This window comes from Geodermatophilus sp. URMC 61 (assembly GCF_052931555.1).
In genome coordinates this window covers 5,396,041-5,418,630 of the sequence record NZ_JBRFHZ010000002.1, presented here as the reverse complement: position 1 = coordinate 5,418,630, position 22,590 = coordinate 5,396,041, and the positions used below count along the sequence as shown (strand labels likewise).

The following is a 22,590-nucleotide window of genomic DNA, read 5'->3' as shown; positions in this document are numbered from 1 at the left end:
TTGCGATGCACCCAACCAGCGGGGGTTGACCGGCATCACACCCGATGGTGTGATGGGAACGTTCCCGAGAACGATCCGGGAACCAACTTACCTCATTCAGGGAGCACCTCATGTCTGTCATGGACCTTCGCGGCCTCACCCCCGCCCCCGTCACCGCCTTCACCCGCGACGGCGAGGTCGACCACCCCGCCAACGCCAAGCTGGCCCAGTGGCTGGTCTCCGTCGACGGCGTCAAGGGTCTGGTCCTCCTCGGGCACGCCGGTGAGGGCACGTACCTGACCCCCGACGAGCAGGTCGCCCTGATCCGCACGGTGGTCGAGGCGGTCGACGGCCAGGTGCCGGTCATCGCCGGCATCACCACCGAGGGCGACAAGACCGCCGCCGAGGAGGCCAAGCGGGCCGCCGACGCCGGCGCCACCGGCGCGCTGGTCTACCCGTCGCACGGCTGGCTGCGGTTCGGCTTCCAGCCCGGCGCCCCGCAGGGCCGCTACAAGGCCATCCACGAGGCCTCGGGCCTGCAGTGCATCCTCTTCCAGTACCCGGACGTCACCAAGGCGTCCTACGACCTGGAGACTCAGCTGGAGATCGCCGGTCAGCCCGGCGTCGTCGCCACCAAGAACGGCGTGCGCAACATGCGCCGCTGGTACACCGAGATTCCGGTCCTGCGCCAGGAGTTCCCGGACCTGCAGATCCTCTCCTGCCACGACGAATACCTGCTGCCGACGATGTTCGACGTCGACGGCCTGCTCGTCGGCTACGGCAACATGGCCCCCGAGCTGCTGGTCGAGCTGATCGCCGCGGGCAAGGCCCAGGACTACCCCAAGGCCCACGAGCTGCACGAGAAGTTGCTGCCGCTGACCAAGGCCGTCTACCACCGCGGCTCGCACATGGAGGGCACCGTCGCCCTCAAGCACGCGCTCGTCACACGGGGCGTGCTCGACCACGCGACCGTCCGCCCGCCGCTGCTGCCGCTCGCGCCCACGGCGGCCGATGAGATCACCCTGGCCCTCAAGCACGCCGGGCTGGTCTGAGCCGCCCGCCCCGCTCTGACCCGACGGGCTCTGGCCGATCCACCCGGCCAGAGCCGGGTGGATCGGTACACGCAGCCGATCCGGCCCCCCCGCCCACCGGCGCGCTGGTAGCTGCCGCCGCAGCCCGGTGACACTGCAGGCCCCCGACGAACTCCGCGGCCCCGCCGCGGAGGGCGAGGAACGTGAAGCGACCATGTCCCAGTCGTCCGCCCCAGACCGCTCGACCGCGGCCCCGGCGCCGCCTCCGGCTCCCCGACCGCGGCCCCCGCAGGCCGCCTCCCCCGCCACGAGCCCCACGGCCGACGAGGTACCTCCTATCACCGCCCCACCCGGCCGCCGGCGCAACAAGGTCCTGCACACGCTCAGCCTCATGGGCCCGGCTTTCATCGTCGGCGCCTGGCAGTTCGGGCCCGGCAACCTGGTCTCAGCCGTGCAGGCCGGCAGCCGCTTCTACTACTCGCTGATCTGGGTCATCGCCCTGTCCACCGCGCTGATGCTGGCGTTCGCCGACATGAGCATCCGGGTCGGGATCATGTCACGCGGCTCGGTCGTGGAGACCATCAAGGAGACCCTCGGCCGCGCTACCGGCGTCGCCGCCGGGCTCGGCGTCTTCACCATCACCCTGATGTTCTCCGTCGGCAACGCCGTCGGAACCGGCCTGGGCCTCTCCCTCGTGCTCGGCGGCAACCCGGTGTGGTGGACCCTCGCCTGCACCGCGCTGGTGGCGACGATTCTGTTCGCCCGCCAGGCCTACAAGGTCATCGAGAAGATCGTGCTGGCCATCGTCGCGACCATGGCCGCCTCCTTCGTCGCCACCGCGATCATCACCCGACCCGACTGGGGCGACGCCGCGGCCGGGATGCTGCCCACCATCCCCACCGGCGTCGGCCTGCTGCTGGTCGCCCTGGTGGGCACCAACTTCTCCCTCAACGCCGCCTTCTACGCCGGCTACGCCTCCCGCGAACGCGGCCTGCGCCGTGAGCAGTACCGCGAGACCACGCTGGCTGACACCATCCCCGGCATCGTGGCCCCAGGCATCATGACTGCCCTGGTCATCGCCGCCGCCGCAGCCGTGCTCGGCGGCGCCGGCGGCCAGGAGGGCGCCACCCTCGAGCAGTTCTCCGGCGTCCTCGAACCGCTAGCCGGCGAGGCCGGCCGCGTCATCTTCGCCCTCGGCTTCACCGGCGCGGCGCTGTCGGCCATGATCGCCAACGCTACCGCCGGGGGCACGCTGCTCTCCGACGGCCTCGGCTGGGGCAACCGGGTCTCCTCCCACAGGGTTCGCCTGGGCATCCTCGGCGTGCTGGCCTTCGGCGCCACGGTCACCGTCCTCGCCCGAGGAACATCGCCGGTCCAGCTCATCATCGTGGCCCAGGCGCTCACCGTGATCGTCGCTCCGATGCTCGGCGTGCTGCTGGTCATCCTCGCCAACAACCGCCGGCTCATGGGCGACCTGCGCAACCGCTGGTGGCAGAACGCCGTCGCCGCGGTCGGGCTCGTGGCCATCCTCGCCACCTGCTACCAGCTCGTGGTCACCACCTTCTGACGCACCCGGCGAGCACGAGCGGCCGCCCGGTCCTCTGACCGGGCGGCCGCCGTGGTCCGAACTCATCCCTGCAGTCCCCAGACCGGACCACGGCCCCGGCGGCCTGGCCGTACCAACCTGCGCGGCACGAACGAGAGGCCGGTGGTCACCGCTGTCCGCGGCGGCCACCGGCCTCTTCGTCGACATGGGCCCAGGCATCTCGCCAGGACCCCGGGGTGGGGTGGAGGTGGCGGGAATCGAACCCGCGTCCTACGACGCATCACCAGGGCTTCTCCGAGCGCAGTCCGCTGTGTCTCTGCTCGACCCCATCGATCTCACGGACGAGTCGATGTGACGGGCCCAGTCGCTGTTCGGTGTCCCGCGCGCGCCCGCGACCGGCACGCACGGTGAGTCATCTAGCTGATGCCAGGATCCGGGCCGATGACGAACCCGGGCTGACAGAGTCGCCTACGCTGCTATCAGGCAGCGAGGGCGAACTCGCGCTGACTGGAGTCGGCGCTTGTGTTGTTTCCGACGCGTGGTTAACGAGCTCATCGTCGGCTTCCTCGGCTCGCTTCCCCTGGTCATCCGACCGCAGTCGAGACCATTCACCCCCTGTGTAGTTGTGCAGACAGCGTAACGGCACCCGCCACCGGGTTGTTCCCCCGCAGCGCCGGCGTCCCCCACGGACCGCCCCTCACGAGTCGATCATGGGGTTGTCGCCCGCGATACGGCTGCACACGCCGCCGCAGCCGACGACAGCCCCATGATCAACGGCGGGAGCGGGGCTCCGCGCAGCGCCGGCCGTGCTCAGATCCAGCCGCGGCGCTTGAAGACGGCGTACAGCGCCAGGCTCACCCCGACCATCGCCAGCAGCGCCATGGGGTACCCGAACGACCAGTGCAGCTCGGGCATGTCGTCGAAGTTCATCCCGTACACCGTCCCCACCAGGGTGGGCGCGAACAGGATCGCCGCCCACGCGGAGATCTTCTTGACCTCCTCGCCCTGCGCGATCGAGGCCTCGGTGAGCTCGCGGATCTCCTCGTTCTGCCGCTGCGCCACGAGCGTGGCGTTCACGGTGAGGATGTCGCGCAGCTGCAGCCGGAAGGCCTCCACCCGCTCGGTCACCTGGACGACGTGGTCCTCGACGTCGCGCAGGTAGCTGCGCAGGTCCTCGTCGACGCCGTACTTGTCGAAGCCGGCGGCGATCGCGGCGAGGATGCCGGTCAGCGGCTGCGCGGCGCGCTGGAACTCCAGCACCTCCTGCGACAGCTCGTAGATGCGCCGGGAGACCCCGGGGTCGCCGCGGAAGACCTCGGTCTCGATCTCGTCGATGTCGTTGGCCAGCCCCGCGACCACCGGCGAGTACCCGTCGACGACGGCGTCGAGGATCGCGTAGAGCACCGCCTCGCTGCCCTTCTCCAGCAGCGCCGGCTCGCTCTCCAGCCGCCGGCGGACCCGGGAGAGGTCCGGGGACTCGCTGTGCCGCACGGTGATGGCGAAGTTGCGACCGAGGAACAGGTGCAGCTCGCCGAACTCCACCTCCTCGGCCGCGTCGAGGTACCGCGCGGCCTTGAGGACGACGAACAGCGTGTCCCCGTAGCGCTCGAACTTCGGCCGCTGGTGGGCCTTGATCGCGTCCTCGACCGCCAGCTCGGGCAGGTCGTACTGCTCGGCCAGCTCACCGAGCTCGGCGGGCTCGGGCCGGTAGAGGCCCAGCCACACGAGGCGCTCGGGGTCCTCGACCAGCCACTCGTGGCTCTCCGCGACGCTGTCCGGCGTCGCCACCCGCCGTCCCGACGAGTAGACGGCGTTGTCGACGATCAGCGACTGCCGCTGCGGCGCGGCCGGGGGCGGCGGCGCGGGCGCGAGGGTCAGCTCGGGGCGCGGCCGGCGGGCCAGGGTGGACAGGGCGGTGAGGGACGCACGACGGCGGTCGACCACGGCGGACTCCCGGGGGACGCTGGAGCGGGGGACACGTCGGAGGTCCGCACCCGTGGTCCCGCTGCAGGGTCCCGCCGCGAGCTCGCGAGCGGCGGGGGCAGCGAGGTCCTTCCTCAGGCGGTGCGGACCCCGGTACCGGTACTGGGCGGTTCACTGCGCATGCGCTCAGCACCTCCCGTCGTCCGCCGAGCCGGCCCGGAGAGATGGGCCGTCGTCCATCGTGACACGCGCTGTCCACCCGCGCCGCCCTCGCGCAGGTGAACAGCGGGTGATCAGACGTCGTCCACGGGTCGGCTCCCGCGGCGGTCAGCCCACGGAGAGCACGAGGTCGATCATCACCGGCAGCAGGACGACGATCAGCAGGGCGCCGAGGACGTCGAAGGAGATGCCCGACCGGATCATCTTGGTGATCGGCACGACCCCGGAGCCGTAGACGATCGCGTTCTGCGGCGTCGAGACCGGCAGCATGAACCCGAAGGACGCCGCGAACGTCGCTGCGAGCGCCGGCACGAACGGGTTGATCCCCGCCGCCACGGCCACCGGGATGATGATCGGCACGACCACCGCGGCCGATGCGGTGTTCGACGTCGTCTCCGAGATGACGATCGCCAGGATCACCGCGAAGATCGTGATCGCGAAGGTGTTGGTCAGCCCGAGCAGGTCGGCCGAGCCGTTGCCGATGGTCTCGGCCAGGCCGGTGTCGGCCAGCAGCGAGCCGAAGATGATGCCGGTGCCGAAGAGCAGGATCGTGCCCCAGTCGATCTTCGCGGCGTCCGACCAGTTGAGGGTGAACTCCCGGCGCCCCCAGTCGGTGGGCAGCAGGAACAGCAGCGAGGCCCCGAGGACGGCGACGATGCCCTCGTCGAGCCGGTCGCCGATCGTGGTGTAGAGCGCCGAGTCGGTGCCGGCGGTCAGCGCGATGACGCCGGGGAAGATCCACAGCGCGACGGTGATGCCGAAGGCGACCAGGGTGTTCTTCTCCGCCCGCGAGACCGGCCCCAGCTGGGCGCGCTCGGCCCGCACGTACTCGTGCACGCCCTCGATCCTCTTGATCTCCGGCCGGTTGAGCAGCAGCAGGACGGCGGCCAGCGCGACGAACATCAGCGCGCAGATCGGCAGCGCCATGAGCATCCAGTCGAGGAACCCGATCCGCTCCCCCGTCGCCTCCTCGATCAGCCCGCGGCCGATCAGGTTGGGCGGGGTGCCGACCGGGGTGATCAGCCCGCCGACGCTCGCGCCGTAGGCCAGCATCAGCATCAGGGCGACGCCCACCCGCAGCCGCAGCGGGTCGAAGTCCGGGGCCACCATCTCCTTGTCCTGCAGCAGCTTGGCGATCACCGACAGGATGCCGATCGCCGTGGGCAGCAGCATCGCGACGGTGGCGGTGTTGGAGACGAACGCGGACAGCAGGCAGGTGATCAGCCCGAACGCGATGATGACCCGCGCGGTCGAGCCGCCGACCCACCGCATCGACAGGATCGCCATCGCGAACCGCCGCGCGACGCCGTGCTTGAGCATCGCGGCGGCCAGGATGAACGCGCCGATGAAGGTGAAGACCGTCGTCGAGCCGAGGGGGCCGACGGCGTCGTCGGCCGGCACGACGCCGAGCACGGCGATGGCGCCGACCCCGATCAGCCCGCCGATCGGGATGGGCACCGGCTCGGTGATCCACAGGACGATGACGCCGAGCAGCACGGCGGCGAGCAGGTGCTGGTCGCGCGGCAGGTCCAGCGGCAGGAGCGCGAAGACGATCGTCACGACCGGGGCGAGGAACAGCCCGACCGTGCGGCGCCCTCGCTCGAAGCGCTCCTCCGCCGGGCTGAGCTGCTGTTCGCCGAGGCTGCGGTAGGTGGCCGAGCCGCGGAACGCGGCGTCGACGTCGGTGCGCTGCCCGGCCCCGGGCCGGCGGTCGGTGGCGGTCATGGCGCCCTCCCCTGGACTGTGACCCAGACCATAGGGAGGCCCGGCTCAGCCGGGAACCTCTCCGTCCGGCGGCGGCACGGTGAGCGCGACGAGGAAGCGCGACACCATCCCGTAGCCGCCCACCAGCACGGTCAGCTCCACGACCTGCCGGTCGTCGAGGTGCTCCCGGACGCCGGCGAAGACCTCCTCGGGGACGGCGACCTCGCGCGTCGAGGCGTCGGTGAAGGCGAGGACGGCGGCCTGCACCGGCGTCCACACCGGCTCGCCAGCGGCGTCGGGACGGCGCAGCACCTGCAGCTGCGGCTCGCCGAGACCGGCGCGGCGGGCGATCGGCTCGTGCGAGACCCACTCGAACTCGGCGTCGTTGAGCACCGCCACCCGCAGCACCACCAGCTCGCGCAGGTCGGCGGGCAGCGTCGTCGCCCCGCGCAGCGCGCCGAGCAGGGCGTTCCAGCCCTCGGCGACCGGCGGGCTGTGCAGCAGCAGGCGGTCCAGCGTGGAGAGCCGCCCGCCGCGGCGGGCGCGCAGCAGCTCCGCCGTCGGTCCGTCCTCGTCGGCCTCGGGCAGACGCGGCCGGCTGCCGTGCCGGTCGGAGGAGGCGGCGTGCTCGCTCACCGGGCGGCGAAGACGCCGGCCGGGTACGCGCCGTTGGCCACCAGCCGGGCCGACAGCGCGCGGCCCAGCTCGACGACGCGAGCGGTCCGTTCCGCACCGAGGTGCACCCAGGGCGCGGCGGAGAGCTCGTCGGTGCCGGCCTCGACCTCGGCGCGCAGCGCGATCCCGGCCTCGGTCAGCGCGCCGTCGGCCACGAGGCCCCGCGCGGTGAGCCGGTCGGCCGCGGCGGTCCACTCCTCGTCGCTCCAGCCGCGGGTGGCCTTGGCGGCGGCCTCGGTGAAGCCGCGGCCGGTCAGCGTGTGGGTGACCAGCGACTCGAGGCCGGTGAGCCCCGCCTGCAGCAGGCACGCGACGTGCCCGTCGCCGCGGTGCTCGCGCAGCAGCGTGGCCCCGTGCCACAGCGACAGCACCGGCTCCTCGGGCCAGGGCTGGTCGGCGTGCGCGGCGTAGAGCGGGCGGCCCTCGGGGGTGAGCGCGGTGCAGGCCTCCCGCAGCAGGCCGGCGAGCTCGGTCACCTCGGGCGCGGTGGCGGCGTCCGCACTCCCGAGCAGCCGGGTCAGCGAGGCGCGGGCGCCGTCGAGGCGGGCGGCGAGCACCTGCTCCGGGGAGGCGAGCGTCCAGGCGCGCGGCACGTGCCGGGCCACGATCGCGGGGGCGAAGTTGGCGAACGTCGCGACGACGGTGCCCGGCCCGACCGCGCCCATCGCCGCCGCGCGCCCGGCGAAGTAGCACATCCGGCCGGGGCGCAGCCCGACCGCGGTGAGGTACTCGTCCTGCTCGGGTGAGAAGTAGACGTGGTTGTGCAGGGGCTCGACGGCGCGGTGCGCGCGGGCGACGTCGGGGGCGGGCTGATCGGCGCTGAGCATGCGCGGACCCTAAGAGGGCCCCCTGCCCCCCACCACTCGCAGGCTCGCGTCGGGACCCTGCGGGGGCCTACTCGGGGCCGGCTTCCGCTGGGCCGAGCGAGCGCAGCCACCGGCGCTGCCACGGCGTCTCGACGGCGCGCGGGGAGTACCGCTCCCGCACCCACCGGACGGCGTCGGCGGCCGGCAGCCCGTCCAGGACGGCGAGCGCGGCCAGCGCGGTGCCGGTGCGACCCACCCCGCCGTGGCAGGCGACCTCGACCCGCTCCCCCGCCCGCGCCCGGTCCAGCGCCTGGGTCAGCGCGGCGAGGGCGTCGGCGCGGTCCAGCGGGACCCAGAAGTCCGGCCAGCGCACCCGGCGTGCGGGCCACGGCGGCAGCGGGCCGCGGCCGAGCACGACCGCCCGGTCGGCCGGGGACGCAGGCGCACCCAGCCGACGCCCCCGGACCCGCGCCCCGCCGGGCAGCTCCACCACCCCGGCGTCGTCCGCCCAGCTCACGTCCACGGTGGGCGGGTGCGGGCCCACTGGACGCGGGTGCGGACCGGCGCGAACCCCAGCCGCCGGTACAGCCCGAACGCCCCGGTCGGGTTCTCGGTGTCGACCTGCAGCCCCGCGGTGTCGCAGCCGGCGGCTGCGCCCGCCCGCAGCGCCGCGACGATCGCGGCCGACGCGATGCCGCGCCCGCGGGCGGAACGCAGCACGCCGAGCTGCCCGAGGTGGGCCCGCGAGGCGCCCGTCGCGCGGGTGTCGGCCTCGTACACGTAGGTCAGCACGTATCCGGCGACCGCCCCCTCGACGAGGGCGAGCACCGACAGGTCCGGCCGGAAGGCACGCGTCCCGGTGAACCAGGCCCGCCACGTGGTCGCGTCGCGCTCCGTCGAACCGTGGTGGTCGGTGAAGGCCGCGTTGTGTGCCCGCCGCACCTCGTCGTCCCGGTCCCGGGTGAAGGGGACCAGCTCGACGCCCGGCACCGCCGGGACCTCCGGCAGCCCGGTCAGCGGCCGCTCCACGTCGGCGTACCAGCGCTCGGCGGTGAAGCCGGCGCGGCGGACCAGCGACTCCAGCGAGCCCGTGCCCGGGTACACCGAGACGTTGAGCCGGGCCGGCAGCTCGGGGTGGTCCCGGCGGTGCACCTCGGCGCCGCGGCGCAGCTGCCAGTCCAGCAGCGCCCGCCCGACGCCCCGCCCGCGCCAGTCCGGGTGCACCCGGCCCTCGAGCAGGACGCGGTGGTCCTCGCGAGTCCGGCCCGTCGACACGACCACGGCGACCGCCACGAGGGTGCCGTCGGCGGCCCACACCGCGCGGCCGTCGCTGGACAGGTCGACGAGGTCGTCGACCCACCACTCGGCGAGGTCGTCGGCGTCCAGGTGCTCGCCGGTGTCGTCGACCGGCTCCGCGGCGGCGAGCAGCCCGGCTGCGGCGGGTAGGTCGTCGGTGGTCAGCGGGCGGGTGGTGAGGCCCGCGGGCAGGTCGCGCACGCCGGGCAGCGTAGGAACGGCGACCACCGCGGTCGACCGGGTTCCCGGGGTGCCTTGCGGCCGGGCGCGAGCGGACGCCAGCATCGGCCCACGCCGCCGAGAGGAGGGCCCCGTGCCCCGCTTCCTGCTCATCGCCCGGTACGAGGCACAGGGCGCGCGGGCGGTGATGGCGGCCGGCGGGTCGGCCCGGCGCAGCGTGTTCGCACACGCCGTGCTCGACCTGGAGGGGCGGCTGGAGAGCTTCGACTTCGCGCTCGGGGACGCCGACGTGTACGCGATCGTCGAGCTGCCCGACGCCGCGGCCGCCGCGGCGCTGTCGCTCACCATCACCGGTGGCGGCATCGCGTCGGTCCGCACGGTCCACCTGCTGACGCCGGAGGAGGTCGACCGGGCCGCCCGGCTGCACCCGGACTACTCCCCCGGCCCGGGCTGAGGGGTCACCAGCCGGGCAGGAACAGGCAGAACGGGTGACCGGCCGGATCGAGACAGACCCGGACGCCGTCCTGCGGCTGGAACTCCGCCACCGTCGCACCGGCCTCGACGGCGAGCGCGACCGCCGCGTCGAGGTCGTCGACCTCGATGTCGAGGTGCAGCTGCATGCGCGGGTCGCCGGGGCCGGCCGGCCACACCGGCGGCACGTGGTCGGTCTCGAGCCGGAAGGACAGCCCCGCGCCGCCGTCCTCCGGCCGGAGGGTCACCCAGCCCGGCTCGTCGCTGCCGATCGGCCAGCCGAGCAGGCGCTGGTAGAAGCGCGCGAGCCCCCTCGGGTCGGGGGTGTCCAGGACGGTCGCGGTGAGTCGCACCCGTCCAGCCTGGCCAGCCGGGCGCAGCCCTGCCAGAGCAGCGACGCGCCCCGAGGTCAGGGCGCCAGCCCGAACAGCCGGGCGCCGTTGTGCCAGAGGACGGCGCGCAGCCACTCCTCCCCGAGGCCCAGCCGGTGCAGGGCGGCCAGCTGGTGGGCGTACGGGTAGGGGATGGAGGGGAAGTCGCTGCCGAGCACGACCTTGTCCCGCAGCGCGCCCAGCCGCGGCCGCAGAGCCGGGTCGAAGGGCATGAGCCGCTCGGTGAAGTCGGTGGCGAACATCGTGGTGTCCAGGTGCACCCGCTCGTGGCGCTCGGCCAGGTCCAGGAAGGCCGCGTACTCCGGCATGCCCAGGTGGGCGATGACCAGCTGCAGCCGCGGGTACCGCTCGAGCAGGCCGGTCATCGGCGCCGGCCCCGTGTGCTCACCGCGCAGCGGGCCCGAGCCGCAGTGGATGACGACGGGGGTGCCGGTCTCCTCCAGCCGCGCCCACACCGGGTCCAGCAGCGGGTCGCGCGGGTCGAAGGCGCCGACCTGGACGTGCACCTTGAACACCCGCACGCCGGCCGTCAGCGCCGCCTCGACGTAGGACGCGGCCTCCGGCTCGGGGTAGAAGGTCGCCGACTGCAGCACCCGCGGGTGCGCGGCGGCGAACCGTGCCGACCAGTCGTTGAGCCAGGCGGCCATGCCGGCCTTGTGCGGGTAGGGCAGCGTCGGGAAGGCCCGGACCCCGAGCCGGTCGAGCACCGCCAGCCGCTCGTCCTCGGGCAGCGGGTACTGCACCGGCCAGGCCGCGCCGTAGTGCGTCTCCGCAGCGGCGAAGTAGTCCCAGACCTTGGCCTGCACCGGCTCGGGCAGGAAGTGCACGTGCACGTCGACCAGCCCGGGCAGGCCCAGCGCGCGCCAGTACCGGGGGACGTCGGCGTCGTCGGCCGGCGGCGGGACGGCGTCCCCGGCTCGGCTGCGCCCTCGTTCCGCTCCTCGGTCGCGGGCGCTCCCTGCGGTGCTCGCTCGGGCGCCTTCGGGGCTGCTCACCGGAGCGTGACGACGACCTTGCCGCGCACGTGCCCGCCCGCCACCAGCTCCTGCGCCTCGGCGGTCTGCTCCAGCGGGAACGCCCGGGCGATCGGCACCCGCAGCTGGCCGGCGTCGGCCATCCGGCCGAGCTCCTCGAGGTGCTCGTGCTCGGGACGGACGAACACGTAGCGGCCGCCCATCCCGTTGACCACCGGGTCGACGACGGAGGCGATGCGGGCGCGGTCGCGGACCTGCTTCGGTGCGTCAGCCAGGGTGTCGCCGCCGACCAGGTCGAGGACGGCGTCGACCGGCTCGGACAACTGCGCGCTGATCGGCCCGGCCGAGTAGTCGAACACCTCGGCCGCCCCGGCGTCCCGCAGGAAGCCGTGGTTGCGCGGGCTCGCGGTGCCGATGACGTGCGCGCCCAGCGCGACGGCGATCTGGACGGCGGAGAAGCCGACCCCGCCCGCGGCGCGGTGCACCAGCACCCGGTCGCCCTCGCCGACGTCGAGCGCCTCGGTCAGCGCCTGGTAGGCGGTCAGCCCGGCCAGCGGCAGCCCGGCGGCCTCGGCGAACGACAGCGACTCCGGCTTGTGCGCCAGGCACCGCTGCGGCGCCGGCACGAACTCGGCCGTCGTCCCCCACTGGACGTCGTCCCGGCGGACGTAGCCGAGCACCTCGTCGCCGGCGGCGAACGCGGTGACCGCGGGGCCCGCGACCTCGACGACCCCGGCGACGTCCCAGCCGGGGATGATCGGCAGGTGGTGCGGATAGGCGCCGGTCAGGCCGCCGGAGCGGATGAGCACGTCGACCGGGTTGACGGCGGCGGCGTGCACGCGCACCAGCACGGTGTCGGGGCCGACCGGGGGGTCGGGCAGGTCGTCGCAGAGGGTCAGGACCTCGGGGCCGCCGTACCGGTCGTAGGCCACACCGCGCACTACCGCCGTCCCTTCACGTACCGCCCGAAGGCCCGCTGGATCTCCCGGCGCGAGTCGCGCTCGGCCAGGTCCTGCCGCTTGTCGTAGGACTTCTTGCCCTTGGCGAGGGCGAGGGTCGCCTTGACCTTGCCGTCCTTGAAGTACAGGTCGAGCGGCACGAGGGTCAGGCCGCCCTCCTTGGTCTTGCCGATGAGCTTGTCGATCTCAGTGCGGTGCATGAGCACCTTGCGCTTGCGCCGCGGGGCGTGGTTGGTCCACGTGCCCTCGGCGTACTCGGGGATGTGCACGTGCTGCAGCCAGACCTCGCCGTCGTCCACCGTGGCGAAGCCGTCGACGAGCGAGGCACGGCCGGCACGCAGGCTCTTCACCTCGGTGCCGGTGAGCACCAGGCCCACCTCGTAGGTGTCGAGGATCGAGTAGTCGTGCCGCGCCTTCTTGTTCTGGGCGATGAGCTTGCGCCCCTGTTCACGCGGCATGTCCCCAGGTTACCGGGGCCGGAATGCGGCGAGATCTGCACAGTGGCGGCCTCCAGCGCGCTGGAGGCCGCCACTGTGCAGATCTCGCGGACAGGACGGCGGACTCAGATGCGCACGTACAGCCGCAGCGTCACGTAGGCGGCGACGGCGGCCAGGCCCACGCCGGCGGCGGCGATCACCGGGCTGATGAAGGCGATGGCGCTCCAGTCGACCGGCGGGATGATCCCCGCCCGGATCGGCCCGGCCAGGGTCCGGTCGACGAACAGGATCTTGGTGACGACCAGCCCGCCGATGGCCAGCAGCGCACCGATCAGCCCGGCCAGCGCGGCCTCGAGGATGAACGGCAGCTGGGTGTACCAGCGCGAGGCGCCGACCAGCCGCATGATGTTGGTCTCGTTGCGCCGGTTGAAGGCGGCCAGCTGGATCGTGTTGGAGATGAGCAGCAACGCCGCGAGCGCCTGGACGACGGCGACGGCGATCGTCGCGTTGCGGGCGCCGTTGAGCAGGCTGAACAGCCGGTCGAGGAAGTCGCCCTCGTCGCGCACCTGGTCGACGCCGTTCTGCCCGTTCGGGAACTCCGCGGCGATGACCTCGTAGCGCTCGGGGTTGACCAGCTCGACGCGGAAGCTCTCGGGCAGGGCGTCCGGTGGCGTGTTCTGCACGAGCTCCGGCTGCTGGCTGAACTGCTGCTGGAAGCGGGCGTAGGCCTCGTCTTTGGACTCGTAGAGGTAGTTCGCCACCTCGGGCGAGTCCGCGAGCTCCTGCTCGATGGCCGACCGCTGTTCGGCGGTGACGTCGTCGGCCAGGAAGATGGAGACCTGCACCTTGTCGTAGTAGATCTCCTTCATGTCGGAGATCATCCCGGCGATCAGCAGGCCGGTGCCCATGAGGCCGAGCGAGATGGCCGTCGTCAGGATCATCGCGACCGTCATGGTCAGGTTGCGACGCAGCCCGGTGGCCACCTCGGAGAGCACGAAGTTGACGCGCATGGATTCCCTGTCGTGAGGTCAGGCAGGTGGAGCGGGCGGCCGGGTCAGCGGCCGACCCCGTAGACACCGCGCGACTGGTCGCGGGTGAGGACCCCCCCGTTGAGCTCGATCACGCGGCGGCGCATCGAGTCGACGATGTGGTAGTCGTGCGTCGCCATGACGACCGTCGTCCCGGTCCGGTTGATGCGCTCCAGCAGCAGCATGATGCCCTCGCTGGTCTCCGGGTCGAGGTTGCCGGTGGGCTCGTCGGCCAGCAGCACCAGCGGCCGGTTGACGAACGCGCGGGCGATGGCGACGCGCTGCTGCTCGCCACCGGAGAGCTCGTTGGGCAGCCGGTGGGCCTTGCCCTCCAGGCCCACCATCTCCAGCACCTCGGGGACGACGCGCTTGATGGTCCGCTGGGGCTTGTTGATGACCTCCAGCGCGAAGGCCACATTCTGGGCCACGGTGCGGTTGCGCAGCAGGCGGAAGTCCTGGAAGACGCAGCCGATGGTGCGGCGCAGCTTGGGCACCTGCCACTTGCTCATCGTGTTGAGCGTCTTGCCGTTCACGATGACGGTGCCCCTGGTGGGGTCGTCCTCCTTGAGCAGCAGCCGCAGGAAGGTCGACTTGCCCGAGCCCGAGGAGCCGATGAGGAAGACGAACTCGCCCTTGTCGATCTCCGTCGACACGTCATCGAGGGCCGGCCGCGCGCTGGCCGGGTAGAGCTTGGTGACGTGTTGCAGTTCGATCACGAGGGGCCACGGTACCTCTCCGACCGGGGAGACTGGAGTGTCACGCGCGGTCGGCCGCCGTCCCGTCCCGACGGAGCGTGAGCAACTCCGCACGGGGCCCGGGACGCCCGTCACCCAGCGTGGCGCATCCGGCGTCCGGCCGTGGGACCGGTGTGACGAACGGGACGCCTGATCCCGGCCTCCCTGCAGGGTCCCGACCCGAGCTCGCGAGTGGCGGGGGGCAGGGAGGCCCTCTCTCAGCTGGAGGCCACGGCCTCCTGCTGACGGCGCCACCGGATGCCGGCCTCGATGAAGGGGTCGATCTCCCCGTCGAGGACGGCGGACGGGTTGCCGGTCTCCACCTCGGTGCGCAGGTCCTTGACCATCTGGTACGGGTGCAGGACGTAGGAGCGCATCTGGTTGCCCCAGCTGCTGCCCTCCCCGCGCAGCGCGTCCATCTCGGCCCGCTGCTCCTCCTGCCGCTTGGCCAGCAGCCGCGCCTGGAGGACGCGCATGGCCGCCGCCCGGTTCTGGATCTGTGACTTCTCGTTCTGGCAGGAGACGACGATCCCGGTCGGCAGGTGGGTGATCCGGACGGCGGAGTCGGTGGTGTTCACGCTCTGCCCGCCGGGGCCGCTGGATCGGAAGACGTCGATGCGGATCTCGTTCTCCGGGATGTCGACGTGGTCGGTCTGCTCGACGACGGGCAGCACCTCGACGCCGGCGAACGACGTCTGCCGGCGGCCCTGGTTGTCGAACGGCGAGATGCGCACGAGCCGGTGGGTGCCCTGCTCGACCGAGAGCGTGCCGTAGGCGTAGGGCTGCTTGACCGCGAAGGTCGCCGACTTGATGCCGGCCTCCTCCGCGTAGCTGACGTCGTAGAGCTCGACGGGGTACTTGTGCCGCTCGGCCCAGCGCAGGTACATGCGCATCAGCATCTCGGCGAAGTCGGCGGCGTCGACGCCACCGGCCTCGGAGCGGATGGTCACCAGCGCCTCGCGGGAGTCGTACGCACCCGAGAGCAGGGTGCGCACCTCGAGCTCGTCGATCGCCTGGCGCAGGCTCTGCAGCTCCCGCTCGGCCTCGGCCAGGGTCGCCGCATCGTCCTCCTCCTGCGCGAGCTCGTGCAGCAGGCCGACGTCGTCCAGCCGGCTGCGCAGCTCCTCGACCCGGCGCAGGTCGCCCTGCAGGTACGACAGCTTGGAGGTCAGCGCCTGCGCGGCCTCGACGTCGTTCCAGAGATCAGGCGCGGAGGCCTGCTGCTCGAGCTCGGCCACCTCGCGGCGCAGCCGGTCGACGTCGAGGACCGCCTCGATCGACTTCAGGGTCGTGTCGAGCTCGTCCAGGACGACGGAGAAGTCAGCGGCCACATCGACCCAGGGTAGTGCGCTCCGGACGGGCGTAGGCACCGGCGCGGGGGATGACACTGACGGCATGAGTGAGCCGCACCGCCCGCGCTCCCGCGAGGACCCCGCCGACTACTCGAAGGGGCTGCCCGACCACCACGACCCGACCGCCGGCCTCGGCGGCGCTCCGCCGGCGCAGTCGGCGCTGACGCTGCGGCTGCTGCTGGCCGCCTTCGGCCTCGTCGTCTGCATCGGCGGCGGCATCCTGTGGCTGACCGCCGGCCTGCCGGTCTGGGCGGCGGTGGTGCTGTTCGTCCTGGCGGCGGTGGCCGCCGTCGACCTGGTCGTGGTGGCCCGACGCAAGATGCGTGGCGAACCCGGCTGAAGAAGGACCCCCTGCCCCCGCCGCTCGGCTTCCTCCGGGGCCCGCCGGCCCCGTCCGGCGGCCCTCCTGCAGGGGCCCGCCGCGAGCCTGCGAGTGGCGGGAGGCAGGAGGGTCCTTCTGCCGAGCCTGCGAGGGGTCAGAGGGACGGGGTCCTACGACGAGCGGGGGGCAGGTGGGGGGGTCCTCCCCCCTGCAGGGAGGCCGCCCGCGGCGAGCCCCGCTGACGCCGCGCCCTCAGAACAGGGCGTCGGCCGGCTGCGCGGCGTACTCGGCGATCCAGCCGGTCAGCTCCTCGGCGGGCATCGGCCGGGCCAGGTGGAAACCCTGGGCGAAGGTGCAGCCGAGCTCGGTGGCCAGCGTGAGCTGCTCGGCGGTCTCCACGCCCTCGGCCTGGGTGCGCACGCCACAGGCCCGGGCCAGCGCGACGACCGCGGCGATCGCCGCGGCCGCCTGGCTGCGCCGCCCCTCCGGGTAGGCGACCAGGCTGCGGTCGATCTTGAGCAGCCCGGTCGGCATCGCGACCAGCTGGCCCAGCGAGGAGAAGCCGCTGCCGAAGTCGTCGATCGAGACCTCGACGCCGGAGCGGCGCAGTTCGGCGAACTGCGCGGCGGCGCGCTCGACGTCCTCGGCGAACGAGCGCTCGGCCAGCTCGACGACGAGCTGCTCGGGCGGCAGCCCCGAGGCCTCCAGCGCCTCGTGGACGTCGGCGACGAGTGTGCCGGTGGCGACGTGGTTGGCGCTGATGTTCACCGAGGTGACCAGGGGCAGCCCGGCCGCCGACCACGCCGCGGTCTGCCGGGTCGCGGTGCGCAGCACCCAGCGGGCGATCGGCGTCATCAGGTCGTGCTGGACGGCTGTCGGCAGGAAGTCGGCCGGCGCGAGCAGGCCGCGGCGCGGGTGCTGCCAGCGGATCAGCGCCTCGACGCCGGTGCACCGGCCCGAGGCGAGGTGCAGCACCGGCTGGTAGTGCAGCACCAGCTGGTCGTGGTCCATCGCGTCCCGCAGCTCGGCGGCGATGGTGGCCTTGTGCTGGGCGGCGGCCCGCAGGTCGGCGGTGAACAGCCGGACCCGGTTGCGGCCGGCCGCCTTCGCCGCGTACATCGCCAGGTCGGCGTCGCGGACCAGGTCGGTGGAGCGCACCCGGACCGGCCGGGACTCCGGCGCGGTCGCGATGCCGATGCTGACGCCCAGCCGCACGATCCGGCCGCGGAGGTCGAACGGGCGGTCGATGCTGGCCCGGCAGCGGTCGGCCAGGGCCGCCGCGCCGGTCGTGTCGCAGTCGCGGCACAGGACGACGAACTCGTCGCCGCCCAGCCGGCCGACGGTGTCGCCGACGCGGGTCACGCCGGTCAGCCGCTGCGCGATCTGGCGCAGCAGGTCGTCGCCGGCCTCGTGGCCCAGGGAGTCGTTGACGTCCTTGAAGCCGTCGACGTCGAGGAAGAGGACCGACACCGGGCCCCGGTCGTGCTGCTGCAGCTCGGTGTCGATGAGCTCGTGCAGGTGGGCGCGGTTGGGCAGCTCGGTGAGGGTGTCGTGGCGGGCCCGCCAGTCCGAGGCGCGCTCGGCGGCGACCCGGTTGGTGATGTCGGTGTGGGTGACCACGACCTGACCGGCCTGGTCGACCCGGGAGGCCTGCACGTGCACCCAGTGCGTGCCGCCGCGCAGCTCGAGGGCGTAGTCGGCCTGTACCGAGGGCCGCTCGCCGCGGGAGAGCTCGCGCAACTGGTCGATCAGCCTGGCGCTGCTGTCGCCGCTGGTGAGCCGGCGGGCCATGGCGAAGTAGTCGCCGTCCACCCCGACGCGCACCCGGTCGTCGCCGAGGACGTCGGCGGCCTTCTCCCAGGCGGTGTTGGCCAGCAGCACGGTGCCGCCGGCGTCGATCAGCAGGGTCGGCGAGGGCAGCGCGTCGAGCACGGCCTCGACGACGACGGCGGGCTGGGCCGGACCGTCGACCCGCCGGCGGACGTCGAGGGGCAGCTCGGGCTCCTCCGGTCGTCGTCCCACACGCTCTCCTGCCGGGTCCGAACGGTCCTCGTCGGTCCCGGTGTCCACGGTGCCCAGCTGGGCAGCGCTCATGCCGTGCCTCCCCCCTCCCCGCTCCGTGGCTCCCGCGTCTCCCGGACCACCCAGCCCAGGTAGTCGGGGTCGCCCCCGACGAGCGGCAGGGCGATGACGCACGGGACGTCGTACGGGTGGAGCTCGGCGGTGCGTGCGACGACCTCCGGCACCAGCGACCGGCGGGTGTGCAGGGCGACGCGCGCCTCGGGTTCGTCGTGCACGGCGCCCTCCCAGCGGTAGACCGACCGGATCGCGGCGAACTGGTGACCGCAGGCCACCAGTCTCTCCTCCACCAGTGTCCGTGTGTACCCGCTCAGCCACTGCGCGTCACTTCCGGTGACCACGATCTCGCACACGTCCTCCGCCACACGACCATCCAACAGGCGTGGGGTGACAGGTCCTCGGGGTAGGGCGGGGTCATGAGCGACGAGATGACCATCACGGTCGACAGCGAGGAGTACGTCCTCCGCCCCGAGGGCGACAGCGTCAAGGTGGGCCGCCGGGTGGCCGGCGACACGGCCTGGCTCGACGACGTCGAGCTGGCCAGCCTGCCCGAGGACGCCCGCAGCGCCCTCGAGCGCGGGGACTCCTCCGACCAGGCGCTCGTGCTCGCCCTCCGAGGCGTGGTCGCCGCGGAGGTGCGGCGCGGCGGCTGAGCGGACCCGGAGGGGGCGTGCCTACGGTGCGGGCGTGCCCCCTCCCGACCGGCTGCCGGCCGACCTGGTCCTCGAGGGCGGTGGGGTCAAGGGCATCGCCCTGGTGGGCGCCGCCGTGGAACTACTGCGCCGGTACCGGTTCGAGCGGGTCGCCGGCTCCTCGGCCGGCGCCGTCCTCGCCGCCTTCCTCGCCACCGGACTCGACGCCGACGGCGTGCTCGAGCGGACGTCCCGCCTGGAGTACGACCGCGTGCCCGACGCCTGGGCGCCGGTGCCCGTCGTCGCCCCGGCGGTCGGGCTGCTCGCCCGGTCGGGGCTGCACCCGGGGCGCTACGTCACCGAGTGGGTGCGCGGAGAACTCGCCGACCTCGGCGTGCACACCTTCGGCGACCTGCGCCGCGAGGACCCCGGCGACGACCCGGCGCTGCCGCCGTGGCAGCGCTACCGGCTGGTGGTGACGGCGACCGACGTCACCCGCGGCCGGCTGCTGCGGCTGCCCTGGGACTACCGCGACTACGGCCTGGACCCCGACGCCCAGCCCGTCGCCGACGCCGTGGGGGCGTCACTGGCCATCCCGTTCTTCTTCGCCCCGCGCACGCTGCGCGACCCGCGCACCGGACGGCGGTCGACCCTGCTGGACGGCGGGGTGCTGTCGAACTTCCCGGTGGAGATCTTCGACCGCACCGACGCCGCTCCCCCGCGCTGGCCGACCTTCGGTGTCGGGGTCGGCGACGTCCTCTCCGACGAGGAGGTCTCCGTCTTCCCCCACCGCCGCCTGCTGCCGCCTCCGGTACGCCTGCTGGACTCCCTGGTCGCCACCACGGTGAACGGGCGGGACCGCACCTACCTCGCCCAGCCGTGCGTGCGCCGCCGGGCCGTCTCCATCGACACCAGCGGCACCCGAGCGACCGACTTCGACATCGGCCCGGCCGAGCGGGCGCAGCTGGTCGCCTCGGGTGCCGTGGCGGCGCGGGAGTTCCTCGCCGGGTGGGACTGGGCCGACTACCTCCGCGAGTGCCGCGGCGTGCCACCCAGCTGACCGGCCGGGCACTGCCCGGGGCGGACAGCGGTCGCGGAACGTGACCCCGGAGGCCCGCCCCGACCGGTCCGGCGCTACTCGGTGAGGCAGGGCAGTGGGATCCACCAGAACCACGGCGGGTCGCAGTCCCGGATTCCGTCGTCGGCTGCGGCGACCCCGGGTGCGAAGAGCACCGCTGCCGCACCCACCACCGCAACGACCGTGGCCCGAAGCGCTCGCATGGTCTCCCCCAGGCATGTCTCACCCGTGGCGAGACGTGCCCGTCTCGCCAGAAGGGCGAGATGCTGTCATCCAGTCTGCGCCGATCGCCACAGGGTCCTTCGCCCCTGTGCCCCCCATCGGGCCACAGCTGGTGTCCCTCACGGACCGCTCCTGATCCAGGACGGCGAGTGCACGTCGTCAGCGTCGACGCAGCGCCCGCGTCCGACGACGAACTGGACGGTCCGGTGACGGCAGGCCGGCCCCAGGGATCCCCACGCCGCCGCAGGACCGGCGATGCGCGAGGGAGCGGCCCTCCCAACAGGGGGCCCGCTCACGCGGTGGTGCTGTCCCGCGTCACCCTCGCGCCCGAGGTGCCCACCTCCCGCGCGACGGGGGTCGTCACACTGCGGCGTCGAGGGCCGGGACCGGGCGATCCACGTCACGGCTGCCGTTCCCGGGCGGCGGCAGCTCGTGCGCGCACCGGCGACTCGTCCGACGGCGGCCGACGGTCTCCCGCATCACGGAGCGGTGACGCCCCGGTGACGCCGGCACGGAAGCCTGGGTCGCGACGCCGGACGGACCGCCTTGGGGGTGTCATGGACCACTGCTCCCCGCGGGGAGGCATCCACGCTCCGGTGTCCGATGCCCCCCTCGCAATCGTCAGGGCGATCCCGCCGATGGACGGTGATCGCGCGGAGATCCAGCTCGTGCACCTCGTCCCTTCTCCCCCCGGAGGCTCCTGCGATGTCGCGATCCACCGAGGTCCTCCGGGAGGAGGCTCTCGACGAGCGGTCCCTGCAACGCATGGACAACCGGGAACTGGACCTGCTGTTCCGGTCCAGCCCTGCGGGGGACCTCCCGCACGGACGCCTGCCCGGGACGGGGCTGCTGTTCCCGGGGACGCCCGCCTGCGGTCCCTTGGCCCGGCTGATCCACCTGCTGTTCTGGCAGGGCAAGGAGACCGAGGCCTCGGGCCGGTCGCTGAACAACCTGGTCGGACCGCTGCGGATGCGGTCGATCCGTGCCCTGCTGTCCCACGACCGCAGCTGGGTCGACGGCGAGAGGTGCGTCCTCATCGACTACTCGACGACGTCGATCGTGGCGCGCATGGTCCGCGACGAGGTCCGGCTCGTGGCCCCCGACCTGTACCTCGGGGTCGTCTGGTTGTGGAAGCGCCGGGTCGGCTGGTTCACGCTGCGCCAGCAGTAGCCCCGCCGGCAGCCGGCATCGCGGCCGACGGACCTCCGACGGCTCGCGCTGCCCGCCGATCGACCGCTGGACCCCCGTCCCACCTCGTCCCGGACGTCACACCATGAACCCCGAAGGCCCGTTCACGTACTCCGTGCTCCGTCCGCTGAGCGACCTGTTCCTGTGGACGTGGCGCCTGGAGCGGCGCATCGAGTTCCTCTACCGGCCGCAGTTCGACCGGTGGCTCCGCCCGCCGCTGTTCTCCCTGCTGCAGGGTCTGCAGAACCTGCTGCGGCGCAAGGACGAGCGCCTGGGCCTCGCCGAGGAGAGGGAGCTGCCGGACGAGGAGCGGTACAACCAGGAGGTCATCGACACGATCAGCGCGTTCACCCGCGAGAACTGGCTGCCCGGCGGAGCCCAGCGGTTCGGGAACACCAAGACCTTCGGGGTCCTGCGCGGTGACTTCACCGTCCTGCCGGACCTGCCCGAGGACCTGCGGCACGGGCTGTTCCGCACGCCGCGGACGTATCTGGCGTGGGTCCGCTTCTCCGGTCCCGGCCCCTTCGCGCCACCCGACCTCGAGGACCTGGGCCAGTGTTCGGTGGCGATCAAGGTCATGGGCGTGGACGGCCCCAAGCTCATGCCGGACGAGCAGCACACGCAGGACCTGATCCTCGTCTCACCGGCGAGCTTCGTGACGCCGGACATCCGGGAGAACTCACGGATGCAGAGGTGGGTGCGGGCCAAGGCCCCCCTCGGCTACCTGCTGGACCCCCCGGGTCGCCACCTGCTCCACCTCGCGATGCAGCTGCTGTACAGCCCCATGCACGCCAACCCGCTGGAGGTCCAGTACTACAGCAACGTGCCGTTCCTCCTCGGGGAAGGGCGTGCCGTCCAGTACTCCCTGAAGCCGCGACGCAAGCCGCGGACCAGGATCCCCGCCCACCCCGGGGAGAACTACCTGCGCGACGCCATGGTCCGCACGCTGGCCGACGGCGACTGGGAGATGGACTTCATGGTGCAGGTCCAGACCGACCCGCACCGCATGCCCATCGAGGACGCCACCGTGAAGTGGCCCGAGCGGCTCTCCCCGTACGTCCCGGTGGCGCGGCTGCGGCTCCCGGCCCAGCGCTTCGACGGAGACGCGCAGCTGGCCTTCGCCGACGTGCTCCGCTACAACCCGTGGCACAGCCTGCCGGAGCACCGGCCCCTCGGGAACTCCAACCGGGCGCGGCGCCGGATGTACGAGGAGCTGGCCGGGCTGCGCCAGTCGATGAACGCCGTCCCCCACGTCGAACCCGACGGCAGCGAGGTCTTCGGGGACGACGACCGGACCCCGGAGCCGCGACGACAGCCCGCTGTCGCCGACCGCGCGGCGTCCGAGAGCTGAGCGGAGGACGGC

At 73.2% G+C, this 22,590-nt stretch carries 23 protein-coding genes and 1 other RNA gene; 8 read left to right on the top strand and 16 right to left on the bottom strand.

Annotation, left to right across the window (positions count from 1 at the left end; all coding sequences use genetic code 11):
• Positions 1-110 precede the first annotated feature (110 nt).
• Both ACU610_RS25485 and ACU610_RS25480 read left to right on the top strand, forming a co-directional pair.
• Entirely contained in the window at positions 111-1,031 is a 921-nt protein-coding gene (locus tag ACU610_RS25485; protein ID WP_446770477.1) for a dihydrodipicolinate synthase family protein, read from the top strand.
• 370 nt (positions 1,032-1,401) lie between these two features.
• Positions 1,402-2,577, top strand: a complete 1,176-nt coding sequence (locus tag ACU610_RS25480) for an Nramp family divalent metal transporter (RefSeq protein ID WP_446770476.1) — start codon at positions 1,402-1,404, stop codon at positions 2,575-2,577.
• A 218-nt stretch (positions 2,578-2,795) separates the two neighbouring features.
• Here the strand turns inward: ACU610_RS25480 and ssrA are convergent.
• From ssrA to ACU610_RS25445, 7 genes are all read right to left on the bottom strand, one after another.
• Positions 2,796-3,172, bottom strand: a transfer-messenger RNA (tmRNA) gene (gene ssrA / locus ACU610_RS25475).
• 194 nt (positions 3,173-3,366) lie between these two features.
• Positions 3,367-4,500: a magnesium/cobalt transporter CorA gene (gene corA, locus ACU610_RS25470; RefSeq protein ID WP_446770475.1), complete on the bottom strand. Its 1,134-nt coding sequence runs from the start codon at positions 4,498-4,500 to the stop codon at positions 3,367-3,369.
• Positions 4,501-4,806: 306 nt separating this feature from the next.
• Positions 4,807-6,423, bottom strand: coding sequence for an SLC13 family permease (locus tag ACU610_RS25465; protein ID WP_446770474.1), 1,617 nt, complete (start codon positions 6,421-6,423; stop codon positions 4,807-4,809).
• A 45-nt stretch (positions 6,424-6,468) separates the two neighbouring features.
• Positions 6,469-7,038: a carboxymuconolactone decarboxylase family protein gene (locus ACU610_RS25460; RefSeq protein WP_446770473.1), complete on the bottom strand. Its 570-nt coding sequence runs from the start codon at positions 7,036-7,038 to the stop codon at positions 6,469-6,471.
• Positions 7,035-7,904 carry an SCO6745 family protein gene (locus ACU610_RS25455; RefSeq protein WP_446770472.1) on the bottom strand — a complete coding sequence of 290 codons (870 nt, stop codon included), beginning with the start codon at positions 7,902-7,904 and terminating at the stop codon, positions 7,035-7,037. Before ACU610_RS25455 ends, ACU610_RS25460 begins: the two co-directional genes overlap by 4 nt.
• 67 nt (positions 7,905-7,971) lie before the next feature.
• Positions 7,972-8,406: a protein-tyrosine phosphatase family protein gene (locus ACU610_RS25450; RefSeq protein WP_446770471.1), complete on the bottom strand. Its 435-nt coding sequence runs from the start codon at positions 8,404-8,406 to the stop codon at positions 7,972-7,974.
• Positions 8,397-9,380, bottom strand: coding sequence for a GNAT family N-acetyltransferase (locus ACU610_RS25445; RefSeq protein WP_446770470.1), 984 nt, complete (start codon positions 9,378-9,380; stop codon positions 8,397-8,399). Before ACU610_RS25445 ends, ACU610_RS25450 begins: the two co-directional genes overlap by 10 nt.
• Before the next feature lie 112 nt (positions 9,381-9,492).
• Here ACU610_RS25445 and ACU610_RS25440 point away from each other — a divergent pair, with 112 nt between their 5' ends.
• Positions 9,493-9,813, top strand: coding sequence for a GYD domain-containing protein (locus ACU610_RS25440; protein WP_446770469.1), 321 nt, complete (start codon positions 9,493-9,495; stop codon positions 9,811-9,813).
• Between the two features lie 4 nt (positions 9,814-9,817).
• On the opposite strand, the gene ACU610_RS25435 is transcribed toward ACU610_RS25440, so the two are convergent.
• From ACU610_RS25435 to prfB, 7 genes are all read right to left on the bottom strand, one after another.
• On the bottom strand, positions 9,818-10,183 hold the full coding sequence (locus ACU610_RS25435) for a VOC family protein (RefSeq protein WP_446770468.1): 366 nt from the start codon (positions 10,181-10,183) through the stop codon (positions 9,818-9,820).
• Positions 10,184-10,239: 56 nt separating this feature from the next.
• Positions 10,240-11,217, bottom strand: coding sequence for an amidohydrolase family protein (locus tag ACU610_RS25430; protein ID WP_446770467.1), 978 nt, complete (start codon positions 11,215-11,217; stop codon positions 10,240-10,242).
• Positions 11,214-12,137: an NADP-dependent oxidoreductase gene (locus ACU610_RS25425; RefSeq protein ID WP_446770466.1), complete on the bottom strand. Its 924-nt coding sequence runs from the start codon at positions 12,135-12,137 to the stop codon at positions 11,214-11,216. Before ACU610_RS25425 ends, ACU610_RS25430 begins: the two co-directional genes overlap by 4 nt.
• Complete coding sequence (gene smpB / locus ACU610_RS25420; protein ID WP_446770465.1) at positions 12,137-12,613, bottom strand: SsrA-binding protein SmpB; 477 nt, start codon at positions 12,611-12,613, stop codon at positions 12,137-12,139. Before smpB ends, ACU610_RS25425 begins: the two co-directional genes overlap by 1 nt.
• A gap of 104 nt (positions 12,614-12,717) precedes the next feature.
• Positions 12,718-13,602 (bottom strand): permease-like cell division protein FtsX, encoded by an 885-nt coding sequence (ftsX, locus tag ACU610_RS25415; RefSeq protein WP_446770464.1) that lies wholly within the window; start codon positions 13,600-13,602, stop codon positions 12,718-12,720.
• 44 nt (positions 13,603-13,646) lie between these two features.
• A complete protein-coding gene (gene ftsE / locus ACU610_RS25410) occupies positions 13,647-14,336 on the bottom strand; it encodes a cell division ATP-binding protein FtsE (protein ID WP_446770463.1) in 690 nt (229 codons plus the stop codon).
• Positions 14,337-14,572: 236 nt separating this feature from the next.
• Positions 14,573-15,685 (bottom strand): peptide chain release factor 2, encoded by a 1,113-nt coding sequence (gene prfB / locus ACU610_RS25405; RefSeq protein ID WP_446770462.1) that lies wholly within the window; start codon positions 15,683-15,685, stop codon positions 14,573-14,575.
• Between the two features lie 64 nt (positions 15,686-15,749).
• Here prfB and ACU610_RS25400 point away from each other — a divergent pair, with 64 nt between their 5' ends.
• Positions 15,750-16,046 carry a DUF6343 family protein gene (locus ACU610_RS25400; RefSeq protein WP_446770461.1) on the top strand — a complete coding sequence of 99 codons (297 nt, stop codon included), beginning with the start codon at positions 15,750-15,752 and terminating at the stop codon, positions 16,044-16,046.
• A 234-nt stretch (positions 16,047-16,280) separates the two neighbouring features.
• Here ACU610_RS25400 and ACU610_RS25395 read toward each other — a convergent pair whose 3' ends face one another.
• Both ACU610_RS25395 and cutA read right to left on the bottom strand, forming a co-directional pair.
• Positions 16,281-18,122 (bottom strand): putative bifunctional diguanylate cyclase/phosphodiesterase, encoded by a 1,842-nt coding sequence (locus ACU610_RS25395; protein WP_446770460.1) that lies wholly within the window; start codon positions 18,120-18,122, stop codon positions 16,281-16,283.
• Positions 18,119-18,472 carry a divalent-cation tolerance protein CutA gene (gene cutA, locus ACU610_RS25390; RefSeq protein WP_446770459.1) on the bottom strand — a complete coding sequence of 118 codons (354 nt, stop codon included), beginning with the start codon at positions 18,470-18,472 and terminating at the stop codon, positions 18,119-18,121. The genes ACU610_RS25395 and cutA overlap by 4 nt, the downstream gene beginning before the upstream one ends.
• Before the next feature lie 51 nt (positions 18,473-18,523).
• Here cutA and ACU610_RS25385 point away from each other — a divergent pair, with 51 nt between their 5' ends.
• From ACU610_RS25385 to ACU610_RS25370, 4 genes are all read left to right on the top strand, one after another.
• Positions 18,524-18,760: a hypothetical protein gene (locus tag ACU610_RS25385; RefSeq protein WP_446770458.1), complete on the top strand. Its 237-nt coding sequence runs from the start codon at positions 18,524-18,526 to the stop codon at positions 18,758-18,760.
• 34 nt (positions 18,761-18,794) lie between these two features.
• The gene (locus ACU610_RS25380; protein ID WP_446770457.1) at positions 18,795-19,799 is read left to right on the top strand and encodes a patatin-like phospholipase family protein; all 1,005 of its coding nucleotides are present in this window, start codon (positions 18,795-18,797) and stop codon (positions 19,797-19,799) included.
• A gap of 945 nt (positions 19,800-20,744) precedes the next feature.
• Complete coding sequence (locus ACU610_RS25375; RefSeq protein ID WP_446770456.1) at positions 20,745-21,209, top strand: hypothetical protein; 465 nt, start codon at positions 20,745-20,747, stop codon at positions 21,207-21,209.
• 103 nt (positions 21,210-21,312) lie between these two features.
• Positions 21,313-22,578 carry a catalase family protein gene (locus ACU610_RS25370; RefSeq protein WP_446770455.1) on the top strand — a complete coding sequence of 422 codons (1,266 nt, stop codon included), beginning with the start codon at positions 21,313-21,315 and terminating at the stop codon, positions 22,576-22,578.
• Positions 22,579-22,590 lie beyond the last annotated feature (12 nt).